This is a genomic window from Mammaliicoccus sciuri (assembly GCF_025561425.1).
Taxonomy (GTDB): domain Bacteria; phylum Bacillota; class Bacilli; order Staphylococcales; family Staphylococcaceae; genus Mammaliicoccus; species Mammaliicoccus sciuri_A.
Genome location: NZ_CP094824.1, coordinates 2,630,967 through 2,651,962, shown reverse-complemented (window position 1 = coordinate 2,651,962; position 20,996 = coordinate 2,630,967). Strand labels below are relative to the sequence as shown.

Below are 20,996 nucleotides of genomic sequence, written 5' to 3'. Positions count from 1 at the left end.
TTGACTATGTGTTTCTATCCTCTATTTTGTACGATTAATAATTGTACAGCGTTCGTCTTTAAGAAATAAGTTTCATCAATTTTATTTGTATTATAATCTGCCATTTCTATATCTGGCGAACAATACCTATCTAATAATACAGTATTCAAGAAGTCCAAGTTACCATGAGTATGATCTAACTTTCTAATCGCTTTAAAGATATTTCCATTGTCTTGGTCGAAAGTAATTTTCGTAACTCTGAATTTATCAAATGGGATGTCACGATAAGATAATATAATTCCGATATTATTTTGATAGTTGATATCATGCGGATGATAAAGTTCATAGTTAAATAATAAATAGAATATTTTATTGTGAATTTCAAATTTTATATAGTTTGGACCTTCATAAAATTCATGACCGTTAAAATGACTCAGTATAGATAATAAATAATTCGTTGGACTTTTACAGTGATATTTTAAATATAAGGATAAAGGCTGTTCAATGGCTGAATATTTAGCAGAGGCTTCTTCCATTAACAAAAATCCTATACCAGATATGTAATTCGTAATACTCATTAAATGCTTTAACATAATGGACGCATTAAAATAAAAGCTTTTACTGGTATATGTATCACCGTTTAATATATTCCATTCAATAGGAATAACATGTTTATCTTTTGATTTTAAATAAGCCATATTTTGAATGAGTTGTTTCGTATGTTGGTTTGTAATGTCTGCGATATCATAATTGTTGATTTCATCTAAGTTATACAAGTCGTTAAAGTTATAACTCAATGCAAAAGCATCAATATCTTCATATTGTGAGAAATCAATCTCTAATTCTTCATATATATTCAGAAATGGATTTGGCGCATTTATTCCAATATGTATATCAGGTAATTTCATCTTTGTTTCTCTAATTTGCTTTTTAACATGATGAATATCACTATAATCTACATCAAAGAAGATTTCTCCGTTCTTGTTATAAAAATAATTGTAAATGGCATCTATTAATTCATGCCAGTTATTTTTAAAGTTGTCGTCTTCATAATCAATATCATATATTTTTATGGCAGGTATAATCCTCGTATCTGAAAACATACTTAAACAAAAAGCTAAATTTTGTTTATAATGATTTTGATGTTCTTCACTAAAGAAAGTCTTCATTGAACAATGAAGAGCAATAATATATAACGTATAACAAAACCCTTTAGCAATCAGGCTAGAGGGTTATTTTTGTGTATATTTTTATAAAAATTTCGCAATTTTTTCGCAGAGTGTGAAAAAATAGATAATTTGAATATAAAAAAAGAGCCGAGATTTTGGCTCATTTAATCATAAAATTCTTTTTAACTTTATGATGATAAGATTCATACTTCCCTGTAGTTTTTATATCAACCCAATCATCAATATATCTAATTTCAGAAACATTTTTTGGAGAAGGGTGTATAGCGTAAAATATTTTAGGTTTATATCCAGTTCTTTGATTGATTATTTTACTAATATTTTCCTCTGCCTCAACACCACAAATTAAAATAGAGTTACAATTTAACAATAAGTGTTGATTAACATTAGAAATTTCATCTTGATTAATAAAAACTATATTATTCTCATACATTTCGTCAATAAACTTTTGCTTGTCACGTAAAATTTCTGTATATCGTTTTCTTAGGGAACTATTTTTATTGAAGTAAATTAGATTTAGAATATTTTCAAACGTATGTTTATAAGGTGTTTGATTCTTAATCATAAATGCTACAGTATTAAATTTTTCATAAAAACAGTAAGATTTACTATTTGAATCTATTTCATCAGTCGAAAATATATCTTTTTTGTCATTATAACTTTCTTTACCAACTATAATATTCAAATTCTTAAAGTCATTTTTATTTTCCATCTAACTCCCTATCCCTTCTAATTTATTCATCATATCTTGAGCCATTTTATCCGTAACATGCGTGTATATGGCTAGTGTTGTCTTATAATCACTATGTCCCACTCTGTCTTGAATAGCTTTTAAGTTTATGCCTAACTGAGCCAGCGTTGATATATGATGGTGTCGTAGTGTATGTGTGGTAACTCGTTTCTTAATAGAACTAATCTCTACTGCTTCTGCAATGATATTATTAACCTTATTTAGATCCATTGGACTACCAGCAGTATTAGTGAATATAAACCCTCTATCAATAAACTGCTCATTCCATTGATTCTCTTTCTTGTTATCTAGCATGATTGATTTTAAAATGGCGAGACTTTGAGTAGTTAAGCCAATAGTACGATAACTAGCAGTTGTTTTAGTGGTGTCTTTTACACCAAATGCACCCGTTTCATTATCTTTCTTCCACACAATAGTTCCATCAATTAGCAATGTCTTATTATCAAAATCTATGTTATCTGGTTGAATGGCTAGAAGTTCCCCTATACGCATACCGTTTTTAGCTTGAAATTCTATTATAGATTTAACCATCATATAGTTGCGCTTGCGACCAGCATGCTTTTTATTCTTAATGAGGTAATCCATACACTCTAACAACTCTTTTAGTTCGCTATCCTCTAGGTAATTCTCTCTTTTTGCTTGTAACTCATCTCTAGTGATAGCCTTTTTAGGTATATCCACTCTATCTAATAATGAAATATCTAAATTACCGTAATACTTATCTATATATTTGAACACTGAACGTATAGCAATCATTAGCGCTTGTATGTGTGAACGTCCCATAGTCCCACTATTAAACCAGTTATCTATAACATCTTGTAAGTATTTGTGAGTTATTTTCGTTATAAGTATATCTGATTTTATAGATTTCTTAACTGTACGGATATTACTCTCTTTCTCTTTTATTGTCGTTTCTTTAGAGCCAGAGTGTTTGATGTAATGTTGCAGCCATTCATCACACGCTTTATGAAATGTGAGTGTTTTAAGCGTGTTAGGAGTTAGGTCTTTAATACGTTGTTCAATGATTCTATTTAGTTCTAATTGTGCATCTTTTTGACTGCGTACATTGTTTTTATTGCGTATAACAGATACAGTTTTATATTTATTTGTTAACGGATCAGTGTAGCGTTCTAAATAGCGATAATTGGTATTACCGTCTTTGTCCTTTGATTCACGCACCCACATTTATATCACTCCTTGTTTAATTTATTTTCTATTTCAGAAAAGGTCTTTTCTAATTCATTTATACTTGTATCTTTGTGTACAAATTCATTTCTAATTTCTCTGATTATATTTGCTTTATTTTTAAAGTATAAATCAATTAATTCTTCAATATTCTTTTTATCTTTTTCAGTCACTTTAATTGTTTTGTAAAATTTCAAGTTATTTATGTCAGATAAATGGAAGTGTATATCATTAATTGGAACTTGAAAAATAGAAACCTGTTTTTCATCATTATGATCATAAAAATTAAATTGATAAGGTATGGCCATTGCATTTAACGAATCAAAAAATTTCTTCGAATCAAATTCTACAATTTTATTTAATTGTATCTGACCTTTAGAAATACTGTTTATCTTATCGGCATAATAGTTAAATTCCTCGTAATTATCCTTTAGATACATCAAATAACTTTCTATAAACTGTTTGCTAGGCATAGTTTTCTTTCCGTTTTCAATACCACTTATATGACTTTGAGAATATCCTGTTTTGTCACCAAGTTGTTTGGCAGTTTTATTTTTAGATACTCTAATACTTTTTAAAAATCTCCCAATTTCCAATTTAATGTTATTTTGTTCAGTTTCGTTCACTTTAATCACCTCAACTACAATAATATATTAGGAATAAAAATAATACAAGAAATTCCTTGACTTTCCTAAAGTTTCAGTTTATATTTATCTCAAGGAATTATAGGGAATATAAATAATTCTTAATATTCCTAAAAGAATAGGAGGGGGATTCTATGTTTTTAACTGTGAAAGAGACTGCAGAACTATTAAGAATGAGCGAAAGACAAGTTTACAAATTGATTCAACAAAACGTCATTCCTCATATAAAAATCAAAGGAAAAATACTTGTAGAGCGTGAAGAATTACTTTTATCAATTAAGCATAAGGAGGATTCAGACAATGCCAAGAACAAAACTACAACAATTACCGACTAGGGAAAATGTAATTACTGATGATGTAAAAGTAATTACAAAGCCACTTTACGCAACACCTAAACAAATAGGAGAACTATTCGGAATTAGTAGAAGTACAGTAAGTCGCATACTCAATCAGTATGATCTAAATAATGAAGGTGTAGAAGATCTCTATTTTTCGCTTTCTGCAACACTAACTGTAGTTGATATTGATGCATTTCGTAAGTATCTGAAAGCTAGAAATAAAAAACATTTATAAATGGAGGACTTTAAAAATGAATAAAAAAATATTGGGAATTTTGGGTATAAAAAGTGATCTAGAAATTTTGAAAGATAAAATAAGTGATTTGGTAGAGACCAATTACTACTTGATTGAAGATTATTTTGAACAGAGACAACTTGAAAATAGAAAAGAAGTTGAAAACTTTGCGTTAAGTTATCGAGAGATAAGAATTAAAACAAATCAATCGCAAGAACTATTGTTACTTTACAAGAAAGAGATGCAGGCGCTTTTGAAAAACCTTGATTCAGAATTGAATAAATTGAATGAAGAAGGTGCTGAAAATGGCTAAATACTTATGCCTTATAGCATTGATGAGCATTTTAGGTATAACCCTCATGCTTATAGGATTAACAACTATACAAGCTATTTATTTTGCCTGTTTATTAAGCAGTATTACATGCTGGGGACTAATTCTATTATCAGAAATAAAAAGACCTCAAGTAGCTCCAACTACTAAAGGTCATAAAAATAATAAATAAACCGAATATGTATTCATCATACCACAAACCATGAATTATTTGGAGGGTATAAACATGAGTTATAAACCGATAAAGATAGAAAATGATGTGAATTTAACTATTCTCGAATATAAAAATGTGTATGCAGATAGCTTTAAGAAAGAGCATCATATAAAATACTCTGATTTAGTTAAAAAGTTATCAATACCAGCAATTAGTGAGGATAAATACGAACGTGGCGTATTCCTAGCTGGGACTAATAGCGATGATAAAAAAATTAGAAACGATGCCAATATGATTGATAGGAACATGCTCATTCTTGATTATGATGATCTAGATAATAAGTTGGATTTTATAAAGACAGTAAACAACAAATTAGGAAATGCTGCTTACACGATTTACTCAACATTCAATCACACATATAAGGGCAATCGCTATAGATTATTGATACCAATAAGTAAACCAATTAAAGCTACATTGTACAGGAAAGCAATTCAAATGATTGGCGAGGTAATAAATGAGAAATACGATGAATCGAGTGAAGTACCAAGCCAAGCTATGACGTACAGTGTTAAGCAAAATAAGGATTCAGAATTTGTATTCAAGTATAACGATAAACCTATTCTAGATTATGACTTTCTTATGAAAGCTATAAAGCAACACAAACCAAAAAACAATAGTGCTGGCAAGCGTACACAAGCTTTCTGGGACGATGTAGCAGACGGTGTAGTAAATGGTAGTAGAAACCAAACTTTGACGTCTTTAGTGGGTTTATTGCTTGCTAAGAATGTAGGAGATAAATTAGCTTATTGGCTTGCCTACTCATATAATCAAACGTTATGTACACCACCATTAGCAGAAAAGGAACTCAATAAAATATTCGCTAGTATCTATAAAAAACACTACAAGATAAACATAAGGAGTGATGATAATTGAAAATGCCTAATGAAATAGATGAACTAATTAATGAGAAAAAAGAAATATTAGAAAATGACATCATTCCAGAAAGTTATCAAATTCAACAAAACGGCTGGTTATATAAAATGGTTGAAAAGGGTCGTGGAGATGATAAAGAAATCGTAACTGTAACAATAACATCAACACCACCATTTATAACAAAACGATTAAAAGATATTGAGAGTTTGATAATCAGCTATGAAATGAAATTTAAAAGAGCTGGAGAAATTACAACGATACCAGTACAAGCAACAGAAATAGCTGATAGTAAGAACATTATAAATTTAGCTAACAAAGGACTTGATGTAGATACTATCAATCGTACTGAATTGGTGCATTTCATATCAATGTTTAAGCGATTGAATAATATACCAGATGAAAACATAGCTACAAGATTAGGACATGTAAAAGGTCATTTTATCCACCCTTTAATTGATGATGAAATAAGGCTTGTAATACATGAAGATGGCTATAGACAACTTGCTAATGCTTTTAAAACAAAGGGTAATCTCGAAGATTATGCAGAAAAGGTATTTAAGCCAATCAAACAGAGTCCAATGGTTATGACATTCGTATATGCTTCACTAGGTTCAATCTTATTACATGATTTTAATGTAGATCCATTTGTAGTAGATATGGCGAGTAAAACGAGTACGGGTAAGACAACAGCTTTAAGAGTTGCTGCTAGCATTTGGGGTACTGAAAGACTTATAAACGAGTGGAACACGACACCTATTGATTTAGAACGTAAAGCGAGTATCTTAAATAGTTTTCCAAGTATGTATGACGACACACGTAAAGCTAAACCATATCTATTAAGTGATGTCGTATATCAATTCAGTGGTGGCAAGAGTAAAGGTCGAGGGAACGTTCAGAGTGTCGATGTAGTAAAAACGTGGAACAATATTTTACTAAGCACAGGAGAAACTTCAATAGTTGAATATGGTAATGAGAAAGCTGGTGTGAGTGCCAGAGTAATAACATTACAAGATAAACCATTCAATGATGATGTGAATATAAGAGCGTTATACGCAGGAATAGAGAGCAATTACGGGCATTTAGGACTAGTGTTTATAGAACAATATAGTAAGCAAAAAGCGTCCTACAAAGATAGCTTTAAAGCGTATGAAGGTATCTATATTGATAAAGCAGGAGAAAACGAAGTTATGCAACGTGTAGCAAGATATTTTGCAGTGCTTATGGTAGCAGGCGAAATACTAAATGACATTGCAGGCTTTGAACACGATCACTATAAAAATGTTGATACTGCATTTCATAGAATGTTAGACACCAATAAGACACTAGATAAACCTAGAGAATTGTTAGAGGGGTTACTAGAAGAATTAGATGCGAGTAGAAATAGTATAACTGGTGCTGGATATAGCGAAGTATACAATACCGAATTAAAGGCGATATTCCATAAAGATTACTTATGTGTGTTATCTAAACCGATGAAGAACTATTTAGGACATGAGTTAAGGACAATCATTAAGGAATGGGAAGAACGAGGGTATCTAGTAACTGATGCTGATAGGGTGCAGAAATCAGTAAAAACAAATGGCAAAAAATATAGAGGTTATGCTATTAGCCAATCAGTGATTAGAGAATTGGGCTTTGAGTTTAGAAATGAAAAATTATAGCTGAGTACCCAATGTTCCCATGCAGTTACCTTTTTATAATTAGTAATGGGAACTCTTAAAAAGCTTTTATATCAATGCTTAAAGCGAGTATATTACCTTTAGTTCCCAAAGTTCCCAATAATACTAAGGTATATATAGTAGTAACGAGTAAATGAACTTACTACTCTTGTCCACATAGTATATAGGTTGAACACAAAATAATGGGAACTTCGGGAACTTTAATAATAAACGTTGATATATCAATGTTTATGTAGTTTTAATCGTACCCAAGCCATTGGGAGCCTTGTGGGGTACTTATGGGGTACTTTGGGACAAATACAAAAAGGAGAAATGAAAATGACTAAACCATTAAATAAGACGCTGGAATTATTAAACAAGCTACAAGTATATCGAAAAATGACAAAGACTAAAGATGGAGAAATAAAATCAGAATTGGCTTGTCTGCAGAGGATACCAATTAATGATGAATGTGCACCAAGTAGATTAAATCTAAAGAAATACATTTACTTAAACTCAAGAGATTTAACAATAAATGAGATAGAAGATGTAATCAAAGCATTGCAGGTAATTGCACCAACAGTGATTAATGATAATAAAAAGAATGTTATTAAAGAGATTGAACAAATTAATAAAGTTGCTAATTATACGTTCATAGCATAAGGAGGGCTTTATATGAGTAGTTATCAAGATTCAAGTTGAACTTGATAAGTAATAAAAATCTAAAAAACAGAAAGAAGGAATGTAAATGGTAAAAGTATTAGAAAAACAAAGGGTGCAAGAATTACCCACAGACCACCGCCAAGTAGTTGATGTGATAACAAATGCACCTAACAAGTATATTACTAGAGATAAAGTTTTGAGACAATTACGTCTTGAAATCAATCAAGCAAATTATCGATGGTTAGCAAGTATTATCAACGATCTCGTTTTAAGGTTTAAATATCCGATTGGTAGTTGTCGTACGAGGGACAAAAGAGGCTACTATATCATCACAAGTAAGCAAGATAAAGACGAAGCAATAAACACTATCGAAAGCATTATAAAGGGTAATATCAAACGTTTAGAAGCATTAAAATCGATTGAAATTAAAGATGAAAGAGGTAATCAATAATGACTGTATGGAACACACTTTTCAATGATGAACAATACAATAATATCACAAGTAAAATTGATGATTTGATTAAAGAAACAAGATTAATGGTTAAACGCCAGTTTAAATCAGATTTTATTGCGAAAGAGCAACGACCAAAAGCGATTGCTCTACAAAATGAGTTGAAAGAGTATGCACAGAATAGAATGTCAAAGCTACAAGCTGAATTGGAAGGCATAGAACAACAATACACATATAAAAATCATGATAACCCACAATTAGAGTTAATCAGACGACAAGATTTACAAGCGAGATTATCGCTATTAGATAGTCATGATCTAATTAATGAAATTAACAATGCTAATCTTGAAGATATTTCAGTTTTTGAAGTTGGTATATATCAAAATATGATAGATGAAAAAATGACAGATAGCGACAAAGCCAAAATTAATGAAAGATTTACAGAAATTAAAGATAAAGCTTTAAATCCTTTCAAATATGACGAGGATTATAAACAAAAAGAACAAGATTATTTAGTGTTAGAGAACAGTGGAATGAATCACACGGGTGTTTCTGTACTTAAAAATGATGAAGGGCAAGTATCAATAACATCCGTAACAGAATTAGTAGATTCAGAAATTAAGTAATACACAGAGCCAAGCCTTAATTGGTTTGGTTTTATTAATATATAAGGAGTGATTATATGAATGAACTAAGCACTAAACAACAACGCTTTGCTGATGAATACCTTAAATCATTAAACATTACTCAGTCAGCTATAAACGCTGGATATAGTAAAACAAGCGCTCATGTAGCAGGTAGTAGACTGCTAAAGAATGATAAAGTTAAAAATTACATTGATAGTCAAAAGAAAGAACTCATGGAAAAAGGTGTACTTGAAGCACAAGAATTATTATATCTATTATCAAGAGCAGCAACAGGCGAAGAAACTGAAACTAAAGAGATTGTGGTTAAGCGTGGCGAGTATGTAGAAAACCCTGTTACTAAGCGTTTAAACGTTATCTATAATGAACATGTTGAATTGATTGAAGTACCTATTAAAGCAAGCGATAGAAATAAAGCAAGAGATCTATTAGGCAAATACCATAGTATATGGACTGAAAACCATAATTTAAGTGTGGGAGAAGTTACGTTTGTTGATGATATTGATTAATGTATAAGGAGTGGTTAAATGCTACCAGACTTTGAAAAAAATAAGTTCACAGAGTATGAGTTATTGATGAAGTTTAACCCGAAAATTATTAATAGTAAGATTAAAGCTATGAATATGCAAATAGAGAGTATGTATCACTTAAATATGTCGCATGTTATCACTGATGAAAATGGTCGATTGGTATCCACTTCTTATCCACTAGACAAGCTGGTTATATATATCGTTGAAGAAAAAAATAAGCTAAGCTACTACAAGCGTAAGTCTGATGAAAGATTAAAGATATTAAAGCGAGTAATCAGTTCTTATACATTACAAGAGCAACGAGATATCATGCGTTACATGGCTACTAATGGGCGTGTAAAAGACTTTGATGTGATTGATAGGTTTACAAGTCGATTTGTATAAAGCGTGTCGAAAAACAAGCGATATAGAGCAAATAAAGCCTATTAACGAGGTAGCAACATTTAAAGTGGAGGATAAAGCATGTACTGTATAGATGATAAGCAGGAAATGAAAGAGTTTATCTCTAATTTCCACAAGTTAGCTAAGCCTATTAACTATCAAGATGAAGATTTAGACACATTCTTTAATCTGAATGATGATGCTGAAATTATGCACGATCATGATATAGATGCGCATATACGCTTTAATGAAATAGAATCAATCATTGAGAAGGTAGCCAGTGATAAGGAGTATTTTATATTCTTATTGTTAAGTGAAGGCAAGACATATAGAGAAGTAGGTAAGTATTTTAATTTAAGTGGAGAACGTGTGAGACAACTATATAACGAAATGATTGAGAGATTGCCTTAATGGTGATCTCTTTTGTTATGTTTAAAAACACTAAATTACTACATTGAATATATGATTAATGATATGTATTGCTTGAGTGTAGCAGGGTATTATTAAGGGATAGTTTTAGGATAGGTATAGCATAATATTTAAAGTCAATTTATGCTAATTTTTAAAGGGATTTAATAACTGGAAAATAGCCGTATAACTCAAATATACCAACAGTTATAGGCGAATGATTGTTTTAAATAAATTGGCATATAAAAAGAGTAGGGTTAAAAATAAAAAGTACTACAATTATAACTAATAGGATATAATAAAATTGCTAAATATGTAATATAACGTAATGTATTAAAGTTTTAAATATTAATTGAATAATGCTTAAGTAGTTTAAAGTGTTTTTATAGAAATATTTAGGAATGGACGAATAAGAGAATGTTTACAAAAAAGAGGATTTTATTATTAGTGTTATTAGGTGTAATAAGTATTGTACTTATACCGAAGAGTGTTATGGAAATAAAAGAGCAAATAGAAAATAGTAAGGCTGAAAGAATAATAAGTAACTATGAAGATAAGACTTTAAAACAAATAAATAAAAAGTATAAAAATGAGATTTTATATGTTAGGTATCAAGCATATAATAATAAGGTTGAAGTAAAACTAAAAAACAAATTTGATTTAAAAAATCCTGGTGAATTACATAGTCCTCTTGAATTATATAATAAATTAAGTGATATAAAGAAAATTGTTGAAAAAAACAAAAAAGAGTACTTAATAGATATAAAGACTAAAAACTACACAATTATTAAATCTAGTAATCCATTTATAACATATGAAAGTGAACGTTTTAAATATTCTATATCTAGCAATGAGAGTATAACTATCGATGATACTTTATATCACGATGTAAATGTTTATAATAAAGAAGGATATATCATAAAAGATAATGAGCAAATCGTTCAAGAGAGTGAATTAAGAGAGTGCGAGTTGAATACTAGAGAAAGATCACAAGCAAGAAGTATTTGTATGAGTGCTTACCGTTCAAAATATGATGAAGAAGATAAAGAGTACTAAAGTTTTAATTGATAAAAAGGTGTATTATGGCCATTAATTATTATAATTCAGACAACAGTTAATACTTTTATGTGGGGAGTTATATAGGCTAACTTGCCTAAAAATCGCTTTGAGTAATAGGGAACACGCACAATTTTGAGCAAGTTCAATAAAATAGGTTACGGACAAAAAAGTCTGTTACTCAAAAATGAGTAATAGTATTGGTTAAATAATACAACTGTAGTTATAAATAGACTTGTAGACAAAAAACTAATTTGGCTAAAATAACAGCTTAAAAAATTTGTGTATGGAAAATAAACGTGTTAAAATGGTATCAAAAGATACCACTAAGATAGGTGCCGTGACAATGTGTAAAAATCAAACAACATCAATAAATCATATTAATAGATTTTTAGTAGAGTTTAAAACACAAATAAGTAAAGGTGTGGAATTTATTCCTAGAACATATGATGGAATAACGGTACTAGGTTTAGACATAGATTTAGCTGTAGAAGAGTTGATGGAGTTAACTTATTTAGATTATGATAGAGGACCAAGTCCTGATCATAATGGTGATGGAACAGAAGTTTGGGAGTTCGGAAAAGAGATTGAAGATGTTCAAGTATATATAAAAATCAAGTTATCAAACAACAATTTATGCAAAGTATTATCTTTTAAACCTTCTAATGGGCCATTTACTCTACCATACAAAAAATAAATTATAAAGAGGTGATTTATATGAACACATATATTAAAAACGATATTGAAGTTTTTAAAGTGAGAGACGAGGATATTGAAGTAGTTTCTAACTTTAGATTTGATTCTGATACTCACGAAAAAATATTTGATGAAGAATTAGACAACATAGCTATAAATAAAGCATTTGATAAATATAGAACAAAACATAATATTTTGGGAAAAGATGAATTTAAAAGAATTAGAGAAACATTTAATCTTTCGCAAAGAGATTTTTCAAAGATTACAGGCATAGGTAAAGCTAGCATATCACGTTATGAAAAGGGAGCATTGCCTTCAAAGGTAAATAATAGTTTATATATAGATTTAAAAAAAAGTACTAACAAAATAGTAGAACTTTTTAATATGAATAAAAATAACTTAGAAGAGAGTTTACAGATCAAATTTTTAAAAAGAATCGAAGAATTAAAAGACCTAAATGAAAATAAAGAATTAAAATCCATAGAAATAATACTTTGTGATGACAACGTAGATATAAACAACGGTTTTAAAAAAATGAATTTAAGAAAATTAGAAGTAGTTATCGATTATTTTGCTTCTAAGTTAGATTATATCTCTAAAACTAAATTGAATAAATTGCTGTTTTATACTGATTTCATTTATTTTAGTAGATACACTAAGTCAATGATAGGACTAACATATATTAAAAATCATTATGGCCCAGTACCTCAAAAAGCTGATTTACTATATGGACTCTTAGTTGAAGAAGGTTCTATAGAATGGGAACCTTTTGGATATATGAACAGTTATACAGGAGAGTATATAAAGTCTAATGTTAATGAAGAATATATTTTTGATAAAAAAGAAGAAGAAGTGCTGAGAAGAGTTGTTGAATTGTTTAAAGATGATAATGCTAATGAGATTAGTGAAAAGTCTCACGAAGAGATTGGGTGGAAAAATACTGAGATGAAATCTCGAATTCCTTACTCTTATTCTTCGGATTTAATCTATAAGTAATAAGAGATTAATTCGCAAATATTTCGCAAAGTTGCGAACTAACATGAGTATTCATATCTAATAATTTTTAGACTTACCTCTTATAAACGTTGATATTAAAGTCTTTTGAATATGTATGAGTATGTCTAAATATAGTGTGTTTCAAAGAATAACAATAATGGGTGTATCCGTCATTTTCTCTACATTTTCTAAAATTTCTCCTAGAAAAGGTGTATAAAAATCATAAACATCACCGATATGTAAATATGTCTTATGATTTGCTGAGAGTGTCTGAAATGGTACATCACTAAATGCCATTCTTTTATATTCATGAACAAACGATTTATTATGCATCAATTTTTGTAATTTTGAAATCAATGAAGCTTTTTCCTCTTTAGAAATTACTTCATTTTCTTTATCTTTTTTATGACGTCTATATTGAAGACGGTATTGAAGACGGTATTGATTAGGCGTTACATGAAATTGCTCTTTAAATTGTCTATTAAAGTTATGATAACTAGAAAAACCATGACTATTTGCGATTTGTTCTGTTTTAAACTGCGTGAACAATAATGCATATGTCGCTTGAAAAAGTCTTGTTTCCTTTAAATATTGAATAAATATTGTCCCCATTTGTTTAGAAAATTCTCTTGATAGATGTTCAGGAGAGATATAAAACTTGACTTGCGACACTATTAAGTGATAATCTTGATCAATATATTGTTTTACTTTATAAATAAGGCTGCTAAGTTCAATTTCAATATGACCATAATTTTTAGTATCCACTTGAAAACGTTCAAACATAATCTTATAAATCTCAACAACGTAATTACTGCATCTAATTTTAACGTTTGTTAAGTTTGCAAGAATAGCTCTAATATATAAATCTTTAATTTCATGTTTGTATCTATCTAATTCATTAGTCTTCGAAGTACGGGGGATTCTAAAGACAAATGCTTCTTCTCCACTTAAATTTTCCATCATCGCATAACTAATATGAAGTATAGCGACCAATCCATTATTAATAATGGGTAAATAATTATCGTTATCTTGAAGATAAAATAAATCACCAACATTATACTCATAAGTCGTATGATTTAAAGTAAGTTCTGTATGACCTTCTAAAACGAAACATAAAGCGCCATATCCGAGTAATTTTGGGTTAATGATACTTTCCCTTATGTAGTGAAATCTTATAATTGTACAAATAATCACCTCTAAATAAAGACAAATTATGGAATAAAACATCAAATTCTGTCAATATAGTTATTTATTTAACAATATGATATCAAAAATCGTATGTAAATGTTACCTAATTAAATAAAATGGAGAAGATACTTCATAATAAATCAAATATGTTAATCGATTTAATCAAAATATGAATTTAAAACACGTTAAAATAATAATTAATGAAATTTGTGTGTTGTGAACTATTAAAAATCGGGAAAATTTAAATTGGGAGGGCTTTACTTGATAGAAACATTTAACAAAACCATTCAACAAATGATCGACTAAGAGAATAAAGTGACAACTTTAAAGAATGAAAAGAAATTATCACTCGTTGATTTCATTATTTTAGAAGAAATATATACTGCAAAAGAAATTACAATTAAAGAAATTCTAAGTGGGAAGCTTTTAGAATTAAAAACAAGACCTTCTAATATAGGTACAAACTTAGCAAAATTATATAGAAAAGGTTTAATCGATAAATATAGAAGTAATCTAGATGAAAGAAAAGTTTACTATTTCATGGATGCAACACATAAAGAAAAATACGAAACGCTCGTTAAAGATATATAAGAAAACAGGCTGGGACATAAAGTAATGTCTCAGCCTGTTTTAGTATATTGGCAGTAGATGACTGAACCCGAAATGCGCTTGTAGCAAGCTTTTTTCAACTCTAGTCATCCTTGCCGGGGCGGGACTACGAAATCTCTTTATACAAATTAGATTTCTGTCCCGCTCCCTTCTATTGTTATAGAATACTTATTTAATCAATTGACGTGTGCTGCGCTCGATATATTGTGCTGAATGGATTGATACAAGCTCACCTTTGTTTAAGTTAAATAAGTTAAGCTTCATAATTTTATTCATCGCATCTTCAACAATATCGCTTGATAAGTCTGCTTTTGGATTTTCAATTTGTAAAGTAAATGTCTTATCTAATGATGTTTTGAATGTTAACTCCAATACTCTTTTCATGTTTTCACCTCCTAAATATTTTTTAGATAGCATTAATTTTCTATCTGTATTGTTTTGACGATATACGCATCTTTAAATTTCTCGTCACTTAATGTTTCGATAATGCCTTTAAAAGTTTTAACTTGTTCTGGTGTAACGTTTAAATTAATTGCATTAAATTTACGTTGAACAGTTTTTACTTTAGAAGCTTCATCTAAATACTGATGTAATAAAATAATGTTAATGTCTTTAACTGTTTCCATAATTAAAACCTCCTTTCACTTTATATATCGAAATTAGTATGTAAAAACGACAAAAAAATGTATAAATTTCTTTCATGTTACTCAAATATATATTATTATAAATATGTATCTTAATTAGGAAGGATGGACCAAATTTATGCAACAAGTATCTCCAATTAAGAATAAAGATGACATTAGAGCAATGTATGAAGTATTGAAATCACATAGTGAACGAGACTATTTATTGTTTAGCTTAGCTATTCATACAGGTATGAAAGTAAACCAGTTACTTAATTTAACAGTCCAAGATTTATATGATGAGGATAATGATATTAAACAAGATTGGATAAATGATGAACAAGATTTAATTAAAGTCGTTATACCGTTACATTTGAGATCGAGTTTATCTACTTTTATTTATGAAGAAGGATTAAAAAGAGATGACTTTGTGTTTATGTCCATCAAAACAAAAAAACAATTATCAAGGCAACAAGCTTATCGAATTATACATGTTGCTGCTGAAGAAGTAGGGTTGAAGAATATCGGGTTGTACTCGTTAAGAAAGACCTTTGCATATCATGCCTTCAAATCAGGGGTATCAGTTTCGATTATTCAAAAATACCTCGGACATCAATCTTTAATAGAAACTTTAAAATTTATTGATGTCACGACAATAAAAAAAGAAACGACAATTGAACTTAATATATAGAGAGAAAGGGGTTAATGTATGGCTTTAATATGGCTGTTTTTAATGATTATCGTTGTGATGTCAATCGTGCTCATGACGATGAATACAAAGTTTAGCCGATTTGCTGGATGGCTAAGTTTAATTGCGCCAGTTCTAAGTTCCATATATTTCTTAAGTCAAATTAAGACGATATATGCTGGCCAAAGTATTACTTATTTCCAAGAGTGGATTCCACTTGTAGATGTTAATTTAGATTTACGTTTGGATGGTCTATCTTTAATTTTTGCACTACTTATTTCATTAATTGGTGCAGGTGTCTTCTTATATGCCATTTATTATCTTTCCCATGAAAAAGAGAATCTTCCAAGATTTTATACGTATTTGTTAATGTTTATGTTAGCAATGTTAGGTGTCGTACTTTCAAATAATACGATATTGTTATATACATTTTGGGAGTTAACAAGTATTTCTTCATTCTTGCTCATTTCATATTGGTATCAACGTAGAAAGAGTCAAGACGGTGCTTTGAAATCATTTTTAATTACAGTGTTTGGCGGTATGGCAATGTTAGTTGGATTGATTTTGCTATACAGCATTACGGGTACGAATACAATTACTGAACAAGTCGGTATGATTGATAAAATTTATGAATCACCATGGTTTGTACTTGCAGTCATTTTAATCTTACTCGGAGCATTTACCAAATCTGCACAATTTCCATTTCATATTTGGTTGCCAGATGCAATGGAAGCACCAACGCCTGTCAGCGCTTATTTACATTCAGCAACAATGGTTAAAGCAGGATTATATTTATTATTAAGATTCACACCAATTATCGGTCAAAGTACATGGGTCGTTTATACAGTTGTTACTATCGGTTTAGTGACGTTATTAGTCGGTTCATTCTTTGCAGTTAACAAGAAAGATTTAAAAGCCATGCTTGCCTATTCAACAATCAGTCAACTCGGTATGATTATGACGATGATCGGTTTAGGGCTATTAGCATTAAATAGTAATTTTAAAGCAGATAATGAAATCTTTTTAGCGAGTTTATTTGCAGCATTATTCCATTTAATTAACCATGCGATTTTCAAAAGTGTTCTATTTATGGGTGTCGGTATTATCGACCATGAAACAGGAACAAGAGATGTTAAAAAGCTTGGTGGATTAAGAACAATCATGCCAATAACAGCAGTTGTCATGACAATCAGTGCACTATCTATGGCAGGTATTCCGTTATTTAATGGTTTCTTAAGTAAAGAGAAATTCTTTACGAGTTTAGTAGAAACTGGTCACACAGATATCTTTAATCAAACGATGTCTAACGTGATGATATTAGCTGGGTTTGTCGGCAGTATATTTACATTTGTATATTGTATTAAACTCATTAAAGAACCATTTTTCGGTAAGCTTAAAAAAGAACAATTACCAAAAGTACCACGTCATGATGGAGGTGGGTTATTAATCTCACCAATGATTATCGTATTATTTGTTCCAATTATTTTCTTTGTACCGAATGTACTAGGAGAATACCTAATTGGACCAGCATTAAGAGATATCTTCAACGATAACGAGATTATGGCTCATTTACCACATATTAAAGCATGGCACGGATTTACTGTAGAATTATTCTTAACACTTGGCATTTACATTATTGGGACACTTCTTATACTCGTGCCAAAATGGGATGTTATTTATAGTAAGTTTTCTAAAAACTTAGAAATCAATACGCTATATACAAAAGGTATGGATACATTAGATCGTATCAGTACGTTTTCAATTCAAGGTATTATGAACAATAAATTGAATCAATATTTACACATTATTTATGTAATTTTCTTTGTCATTATGGGATATGGTATTTATCAAGTCGGTATATATGATATTGCTTATTACCATATTACTGAAGCGACAACATTTGAAATCATTATATTAATTAATATTGTGATTACCGCAACAGCGTTAATGTTTATACGTGAGAGAATGACAATGACGATTTTAAATGGTGTCATCGGATATTCGATCGCGGTCGTATTCATATTTATGAAAGCACCTGACTTAGCTTTAACGCAACTTGTTATAGAAACGATTACGACAGTATTATTCTTATTAGTGTTCTATCATTTACCAAACGTTCAGAAAGATACATCAAACGTTATCAGTGAAATTGTGAAATTAACAATTGCTTTATTAATGGCAGTATCTGTTGTGGTCTTTGTCATTATGATGCAACAAGATAGCCTGTTCGACAAAATTTCATTCTACTATGATAATGCTTACGAATTAGCAGGTGTTAAAAATATCGTTAACGGTATTCTCGGAGACTTTAGAGCGTTAGATACAATGCTTGAAGGAATCGTTATATTAATTGCAGGATTAGGTATATTCACATTAGTTAAATTTAAGATAAGAAAGGATGAGCCAAATGAAAGAAAATGATGTTGTATTAGAAACGATATCCAAAATTGCTATATTCATAATTTTGACGTTCGGATTTTATATTTTTCTTGCTGGTCACGATAACCCAGGTGGTGGGTTTATTGGTGGACTCGTCTTTAGCTCAGCCTTTATCTTAATGTTTTTAGCTTTTGATGTAGAAACAGTCGTTCAATCAATGCCATTAGACTTTAGAGCAGTTACAATTATTGGATGTCTCATTTCAATTGGGACAGGTATTATTCCAATGTTCTTTGGACATCCGATGTTAACACAGGAAGATGGCTATATGACGTGGCCTTTGTTAGGTGAGATTCATTTATCAAGCGTTACACTTTTTGAGCTCGGCATACTACTTACTGTAGTAGGGTCAGTTGTAACAATTATGCTTGCGATAAGTGGTGATAACAGTTGAATTTAATACTAGTTATTATAATAGGCGTACTCACATTTGTAGGAACATATATGATTTTGTCTAAGAACTTAATTCGAATTGTTATTGGTACAGCAATTTATACACACGTAGCAAACTTAATGATTTTATCCATGAGCGAGTTTGGTGGAAAGAATGTTCCACTTATTAATGGAGAAGGAAAAGATTATGTCGATCCTTTACCTCAAGCATTGATCTTAACAGCTATCGTAATTGGTTTTGCTGTTACAGCATTTTTACTCGTACTTATATATAGAACATTTAAGTTGACGAAAGTAAATAGAATAGAGGCGTTACGCGGTGAGGATGAAGATGTAGATGAATAATTTAATATTAGTACCATTACTCGTACCTTTAATTACTGGATTAATATTGTTCTTCTTTAAAGAACGTTTAGCTTTAACAAGACGTATCGCGGTAACGAGTTTATCAATCACAACAATCATCTCGGTATGGCTACTTATAGAAGTTAGTTTAAATAAAGTACTTGTTATTAACTTTGGTGATTGGCAACCACCATATGGTATACAGTTTGTCGGAGATGAATTAGCACTTCTATTTACGACTGTTTCTTGTTTTGTTGTAACAGTTATTATATATTTTGGTTTTGGTAAACGAGAAAGAGTAGCAAATAGATATTTCTTACCATCTTTTATACTATTTTTATTAACAGGTGTTAACGGAAGTTTCTTAACAGCAGATATCTTTAATTTATACGTTATGTTTGAAATTATGTTATTAGCATCATTTGTATTATTAACACTTGGACAATCTATCGAACAACTAAGAGCGAGTGTTATCTATGTTGTTATTAACGTTGTCAGTTCTTGGTTCTTCTTAATGGGCGTAGCATACTTATATGGAACGTTAGGCACTTTGAACTTTGGACACATTGCAATGCGTATAACTGAAAGTAATCAACCATCGACCGTTACTTTAGTAGCAGTTATTATGATTTTCGTCTTTGGTGGTAAAGCAGCCTTAGTCATGTTCATGTGGTTGCCGAAAGCATATGCAGCTTTAAACACTGAATTAGCAGCTTTGTTTGCCAGCCTTATGACTAAAGTCGGTGTCTATGCATTGATAAGAGTTATGGTGTTGATGTTCGATGAAAAGCCGGAAGTTACACATTTCCTCTTATATATAATGGCTATCATCACAATGATCATCGGTAGTATCGGTGTATTAGGATTTAAAGATATTAAAAAGATTGCAGCTTACCAAGTTATTTTATCAATAGGATTTGCTGTCCTCGGTTTAAGTGCGAATAATAGTGATGGTATTACAGGGGCAATATTCTATGTCAGTCACGATATGATTATCAAAACACTATTATTCTTAATCATAGGTACTTTCGTATTATTATCAGGCACGAGATATTATGATCAATTTGGTGGATTAATTAAATATTATCCTAGTCTAGGGATTATATTCTTTATCACGATATTATCAATCGGTGGTGTACCACCATTTAGTGGATTTCCTGGGAAATTATTAATTATTAATGGTGCTTTAGATAATGGTTATACAATTGGTGTCATCGTGATGGTGATTACAAGTGTCATCGCCATGTACAGTTTACTAAGAATATTCTTAGTGATGTACTTCGGTAGAAACGATATACCTAAAGTTGAAAGGGTTCCACTTTCTAAACATAAGTTATACGCGATGATCATATTAACAGTAGCTACTATCGTATTAGGTATAGCATCGCAATATATATTGAACATTTCAGAATTAGCAGCACAATTTAACATACATGAACAGTCATATATTAAAGAAATTATTCCAAACGTAGAAGTGGAGGCGAAGTAATA

General features: G+C 30.2%; 28 protein-coding genes. 21 read left to right on the top strand and 7 right to left on the bottom strand.

Annotated features, from left to right (window positions below; genetic code table 11):
• Window positions 1-14: 14 nt before the first annotated feature.
• The 4 genes from MUA60_RS13985 to MUA60_RS13970 form a co-directional block, all read right to left on the bottom strand.
• Window positions 15-1,148: a hypothetical protein gene (locus MUA60_RS13985; protein ID WP_262648772.1), complete on the bottom strand. Its 1,134-nt coding sequence runs from the start codon at window positions 1,146-1,148 to the stop codon at window positions 15-17.
• Window positions 1,149-1,308: 160 nt separating this feature from the next.
• Window positions 1,309-1,878: a hypothetical protein gene (locus MUA60_RS13980; RefSeq protein ID WP_262648771.1), complete on the bottom strand. Its 570-nt coding sequence runs from the start codon at window positions 1,876-1,878 to the stop codon at window positions 1,309-1,311.
• Window positions 1,879-3,102, bottom strand: a complete 1,224-nt coding sequence (locus MUA60_RS13975; protein ID WP_262648769.1) for a tyrosine-type recombinase/integrase — start codon at window positions 3,100-3,102, stop codon at window positions 1,879-1,881.
• Between the two features lie 5 nt (window positions 3,103-3,107).
• A complete protein-coding gene (locus MUA60_RS13970; RefSeq protein ID WP_196968581.1) occupies window positions 3,108-3,728 on the bottom strand; it encodes a helix-turn-helix domain-containing protein in 621 nt (206 codons plus the stop codon).
• A 152-nt stretch (window positions 3,729-3,880) separates the two neighbouring features.
• On the opposite strand from MUA60_RS13970, the gene MUA60_RS13965 reads away from it, so the two are divergent.
• From MUA60_RS13965 to MUA60_RS13895, 15 genes are all read left to right on the top strand, one after another.
• Window positions 3,881-4,081, top strand: a complete 201-nt coding sequence (locus MUA60_RS13965; RefSeq protein WP_196968580.1) for a helix-turn-helix domain-containing protein — start codon at window positions 3,881-3,883, stop codon at window positions 4,079-4,081.
• Window positions 4,047-4,319 carry a helix-turn-helix domain-containing protein gene (locus tag MUA60_RS13960; RefSeq protein WP_153654271.1) on the top strand — a complete coding sequence of 91 codons (273 nt, stop codon included), beginning with the start codon at window positions 4,047-4,049 and terminating at the stop codon, window positions 4,317-4,319. The genes MUA60_RS13965 and MUA60_RS13960 overlap by 35 nt, the downstream gene beginning before the upstream one ends.
• Before the next feature lie 16 nt (window positions 4,320-4,335).
• Complete coding sequence (locus MUA60_RS13955) at window positions 4,336-4,632, top strand: type II toxin-antitoxin system toxin TscT (RefSeq protein ID WP_262648766.1); 297 nt, start codon at window positions 4,336-4,338, stop codon at window positions 4,630-4,632.
• Window positions 4,625-4,822, top strand: coding sequence for a hypothetical protein (locus MUA60_RS13950; RefSeq protein ID WP_262648764.1), 198 nt, complete (start codon window positions 4,625-4,627; stop codon window positions 4,820-4,822). Before MUA60_RS13955 ends, MUA60_RS13950 begins: the two co-directional genes overlap by 8 nt.
• Window positions 4,823-4,876: 54 nt before the next feature.
• Window positions 4,877-5,737 carry a primase alpha helix C-terminal domain-containing protein gene (locus tag MUA60_RS13945; protein WP_262648762.1) on the top strand — a complete coding sequence of 287 codons (861 nt, stop codon included), beginning with the start codon at window positions 4,877-4,879 and terminating at the stop codon, window positions 5,735-5,737.
• A 2-nt stretch (window positions 5,738-5,739) separates the two neighbouring features.
• Window positions 5,740-7,398, top strand: coding sequence for a DUF927 domain-containing protein (locus MUA60_RS13940; RefSeq protein WP_262650631.1), 1,659 nt, complete (start codon window positions 5,740-5,742; stop codon window positions 7,396-7,398).
• A 336-nt stretch (window positions 7,399-7,734) separates the two neighbouring features.
• A complete protein-coding gene (locus MUA60_RS13935; protein ID WP_262648760.1) occupies window positions 7,735-8,058 on the top strand; it encodes a hypothetical protein in 324 nt (107 codons plus the stop codon).
• Window positions 8,059-8,143: 85 nt separating this feature from the next.
• On the top strand, window positions 8,144-8,509 hold the full coding sequence (locus MUA60_RS13930; RefSeq protein WP_204169229.1) for a pathogenicity island protein: 366 nt from the start codon (window positions 8,144-8,146) through the stop codon (window positions 8,507-8,509).
• Window positions 8,509-9,135, top strand: coding sequence for a hypothetical protein (locus MUA60_RS13925; protein ID WP_204177046.1), 627 nt, complete (start codon window positions 8,509-8,511; stop codon window positions 9,133-9,135). Before MUA60_RS13930 ends, MUA60_RS13925 begins: the two co-directional genes overlap by 1 nt.
• 56 nt (window positions 9,136-9,191) lie before the next feature.
• On the top strand, window positions 9,192-9,662 hold the full coding sequence (locus MUA60_RS13920; protein ID WP_152291750.1) for a terminase small subunit: 471 nt from the start codon (window positions 9,192-9,194) through the stop codon (window positions 9,660-9,662).
• 18 nt (window positions 9,663-9,680) lie between these two features.
• Window positions 9,681-10,067 (top strand): pathogenicity island protein, encoded by a 387-nt coding sequence (locus MUA60_RS13915; protein ID WP_262648752.1) that lies wholly within the window; start codon window positions 9,681-9,683, stop codon window positions 10,065-10,067.
• Between the two features lie 78 nt (window positions 10,068-10,145).
• On the top strand, window positions 10,146-10,475 hold the full coding sequence (locus MUA60_RS13910; RefSeq protein ID WP_262648750.1) for a sigma factor-like helix-turn-helix DNA-binding protein: 330 nt from the start codon (window positions 10,146-10,148) through the stop codon (window positions 10,473-10,475).
• A gap of 444 nt (window positions 10,476-10,919) precedes the next feature.
• Window positions 10,920-11,528, top strand: a complete 609-nt coding sequence (locus MUA60_RS13905; protein WP_262648749.1) for a hypothetical protein — start codon at window positions 10,920-10,922, stop codon at window positions 11,526-11,528.
• A gap of 346 nt (window positions 11,529-11,874) precedes the next feature.
• Window positions 11,875-12,225, top strand: coding sequence for a type II toxin-antitoxin system MqsR family toxin (locus MUA60_RS13900; RefSeq protein WP_262648748.1), 351 nt, complete (start codon window positions 11,875-11,877; stop codon window positions 12,223-12,225).
• 20 nt (window positions 12,226-12,245) lie between these two features.
• A complete protein-coding gene (locus MUA60_RS13895; protein ID WP_262648747.1) occupies window positions 12,246-13,220 on the top strand; it encodes a type II toxin-antitoxin system antitoxin SocA domain-containing protein in 975 nt (324 codons plus the stop codon).
• A gap of 141 nt (window positions 13,221-13,361) precedes the next feature.
• Here MUA60_RS13895 and MUA60_RS13890 read toward each other — a convergent pair whose 3' ends face one another.
• Complete coding sequence (locus MUA60_RS13890; RefSeq protein ID WP_262648746.1) at window positions 13,362-14,447, bottom strand: helix-turn-helix domain-containing protein; 1,086 nt, start codon at window positions 14,445-14,447, stop codon at window positions 13,362-13,364.
• Window positions 14,448-14,723: 276 nt separating this feature from the next.
• Between MUA60_RS13890 and MUA60_RS13885 the strand changes: the two genes are divergently transcribed.
• Window positions 14,724-14,999: a MarR family transcriptional regulator gene (locus tag MUA60_RS13885; RefSeq protein WP_262648745.1), complete on the top strand. Its 276-nt coding sequence runs from the start codon at window positions 14,724-14,726 to the stop codon at window positions 14,997-14,999.
• 186 nt (window positions 15,000-15,185) lie between these two features.
• On the opposite strand, the gene MUA60_RS13880 is transcribed toward MUA60_RS13885, so the two are convergent.
• Window positions 15,186-15,401: a DUF2922 domain-containing protein gene (locus MUA60_RS13880; protein WP_262648743.1), complete on the bottom strand. Its 216-nt coding sequence runs from the start codon at window positions 15,399-15,401 to the stop codon at window positions 15,186-15,188.
• A gap of 32 nt (window positions 15,402-15,433) precedes the next feature.
• The gene (locus tag MUA60_RS13875; protein WP_025906021.1) at window positions 15,434-15,643 is read right to left on the bottom strand and encodes a DUF1659 domain-containing protein; all 210 of its coding nucleotides are present in this window, start codon (window positions 15,641-15,643) and stop codon (window positions 15,434-15,436) included.
• Window positions 15,644-15,779: 136 nt separating this feature from the next.
• Here MUA60_RS13875 and MUA60_RS13870 point away from each other — a divergent pair, with 136 nt between their 5' ends.
• The 5 genes from MUA60_RS13870 to MUA60_RS13850 are packed head-to-tail and all read left to right on the top strand — an operon-like array spanning window position 15,780 to window position 20,994.
• Window positions 15,780-16,331, top strand: coding sequence for a tyrosine-type recombinase/integrase (locus MUA60_RS13870; RefSeq protein WP_262648742.1), 552 nt, complete (start codon window positions 15,780-15,782; stop codon window positions 16,329-16,331).
• An 18-nt stretch (window positions 16,332-16,349) separates the two neighbouring features.
• On the top strand, window positions 16,350-18,749 hold the full coding sequence (locus MUA60_RS13865; RefSeq protein ID WP_262648740.1) for a DUF4040 family protein: 2,400 nt from the start codon (window positions 16,350-16,352) through the stop codon (window positions 18,747-18,749).
• On the top strand, window positions 18,736-19,161 hold the full coding sequence (locus tag MUA60_RS13860; RefSeq protein ID WP_262648739.1) for a monovalent cation/H+ antiporter subunit B: 426 nt from the start codon (window positions 18,736-18,738) through the stop codon (window positions 19,159-19,161). Before MUA60_RS13865 ends, MUA60_RS13860 begins: the two co-directional genes overlap by 14 nt.
• Complete coding sequence (locus MUA60_RS13855; protein ID WP_025906012.1) at window positions 19,158-19,505, top strand: Na(+)/H(+) antiporter subunit C; 348 nt, start codon at window positions 19,158-19,160, stop codon at window positions 19,503-19,505. Before MUA60_RS13860 ends, MUA60_RS13855 begins: the two co-directional genes overlap by 4 nt.
• On the top strand, window positions 19,498-20,994 hold the full coding sequence (locus MUA60_RS13850; RefSeq protein WP_262648737.1) for a Na+/H+ antiporter subunit D: 1,497 nt from the start codon (window positions 19,498-19,500) through the stop codon (window positions 20,992-20,994). The genes MUA60_RS13855 and MUA60_RS13850 overlap by 8 nt, the downstream gene beginning before the upstream one ends.
• Window positions 20,995-20,996: the final 2 nt, after the last annotated feature.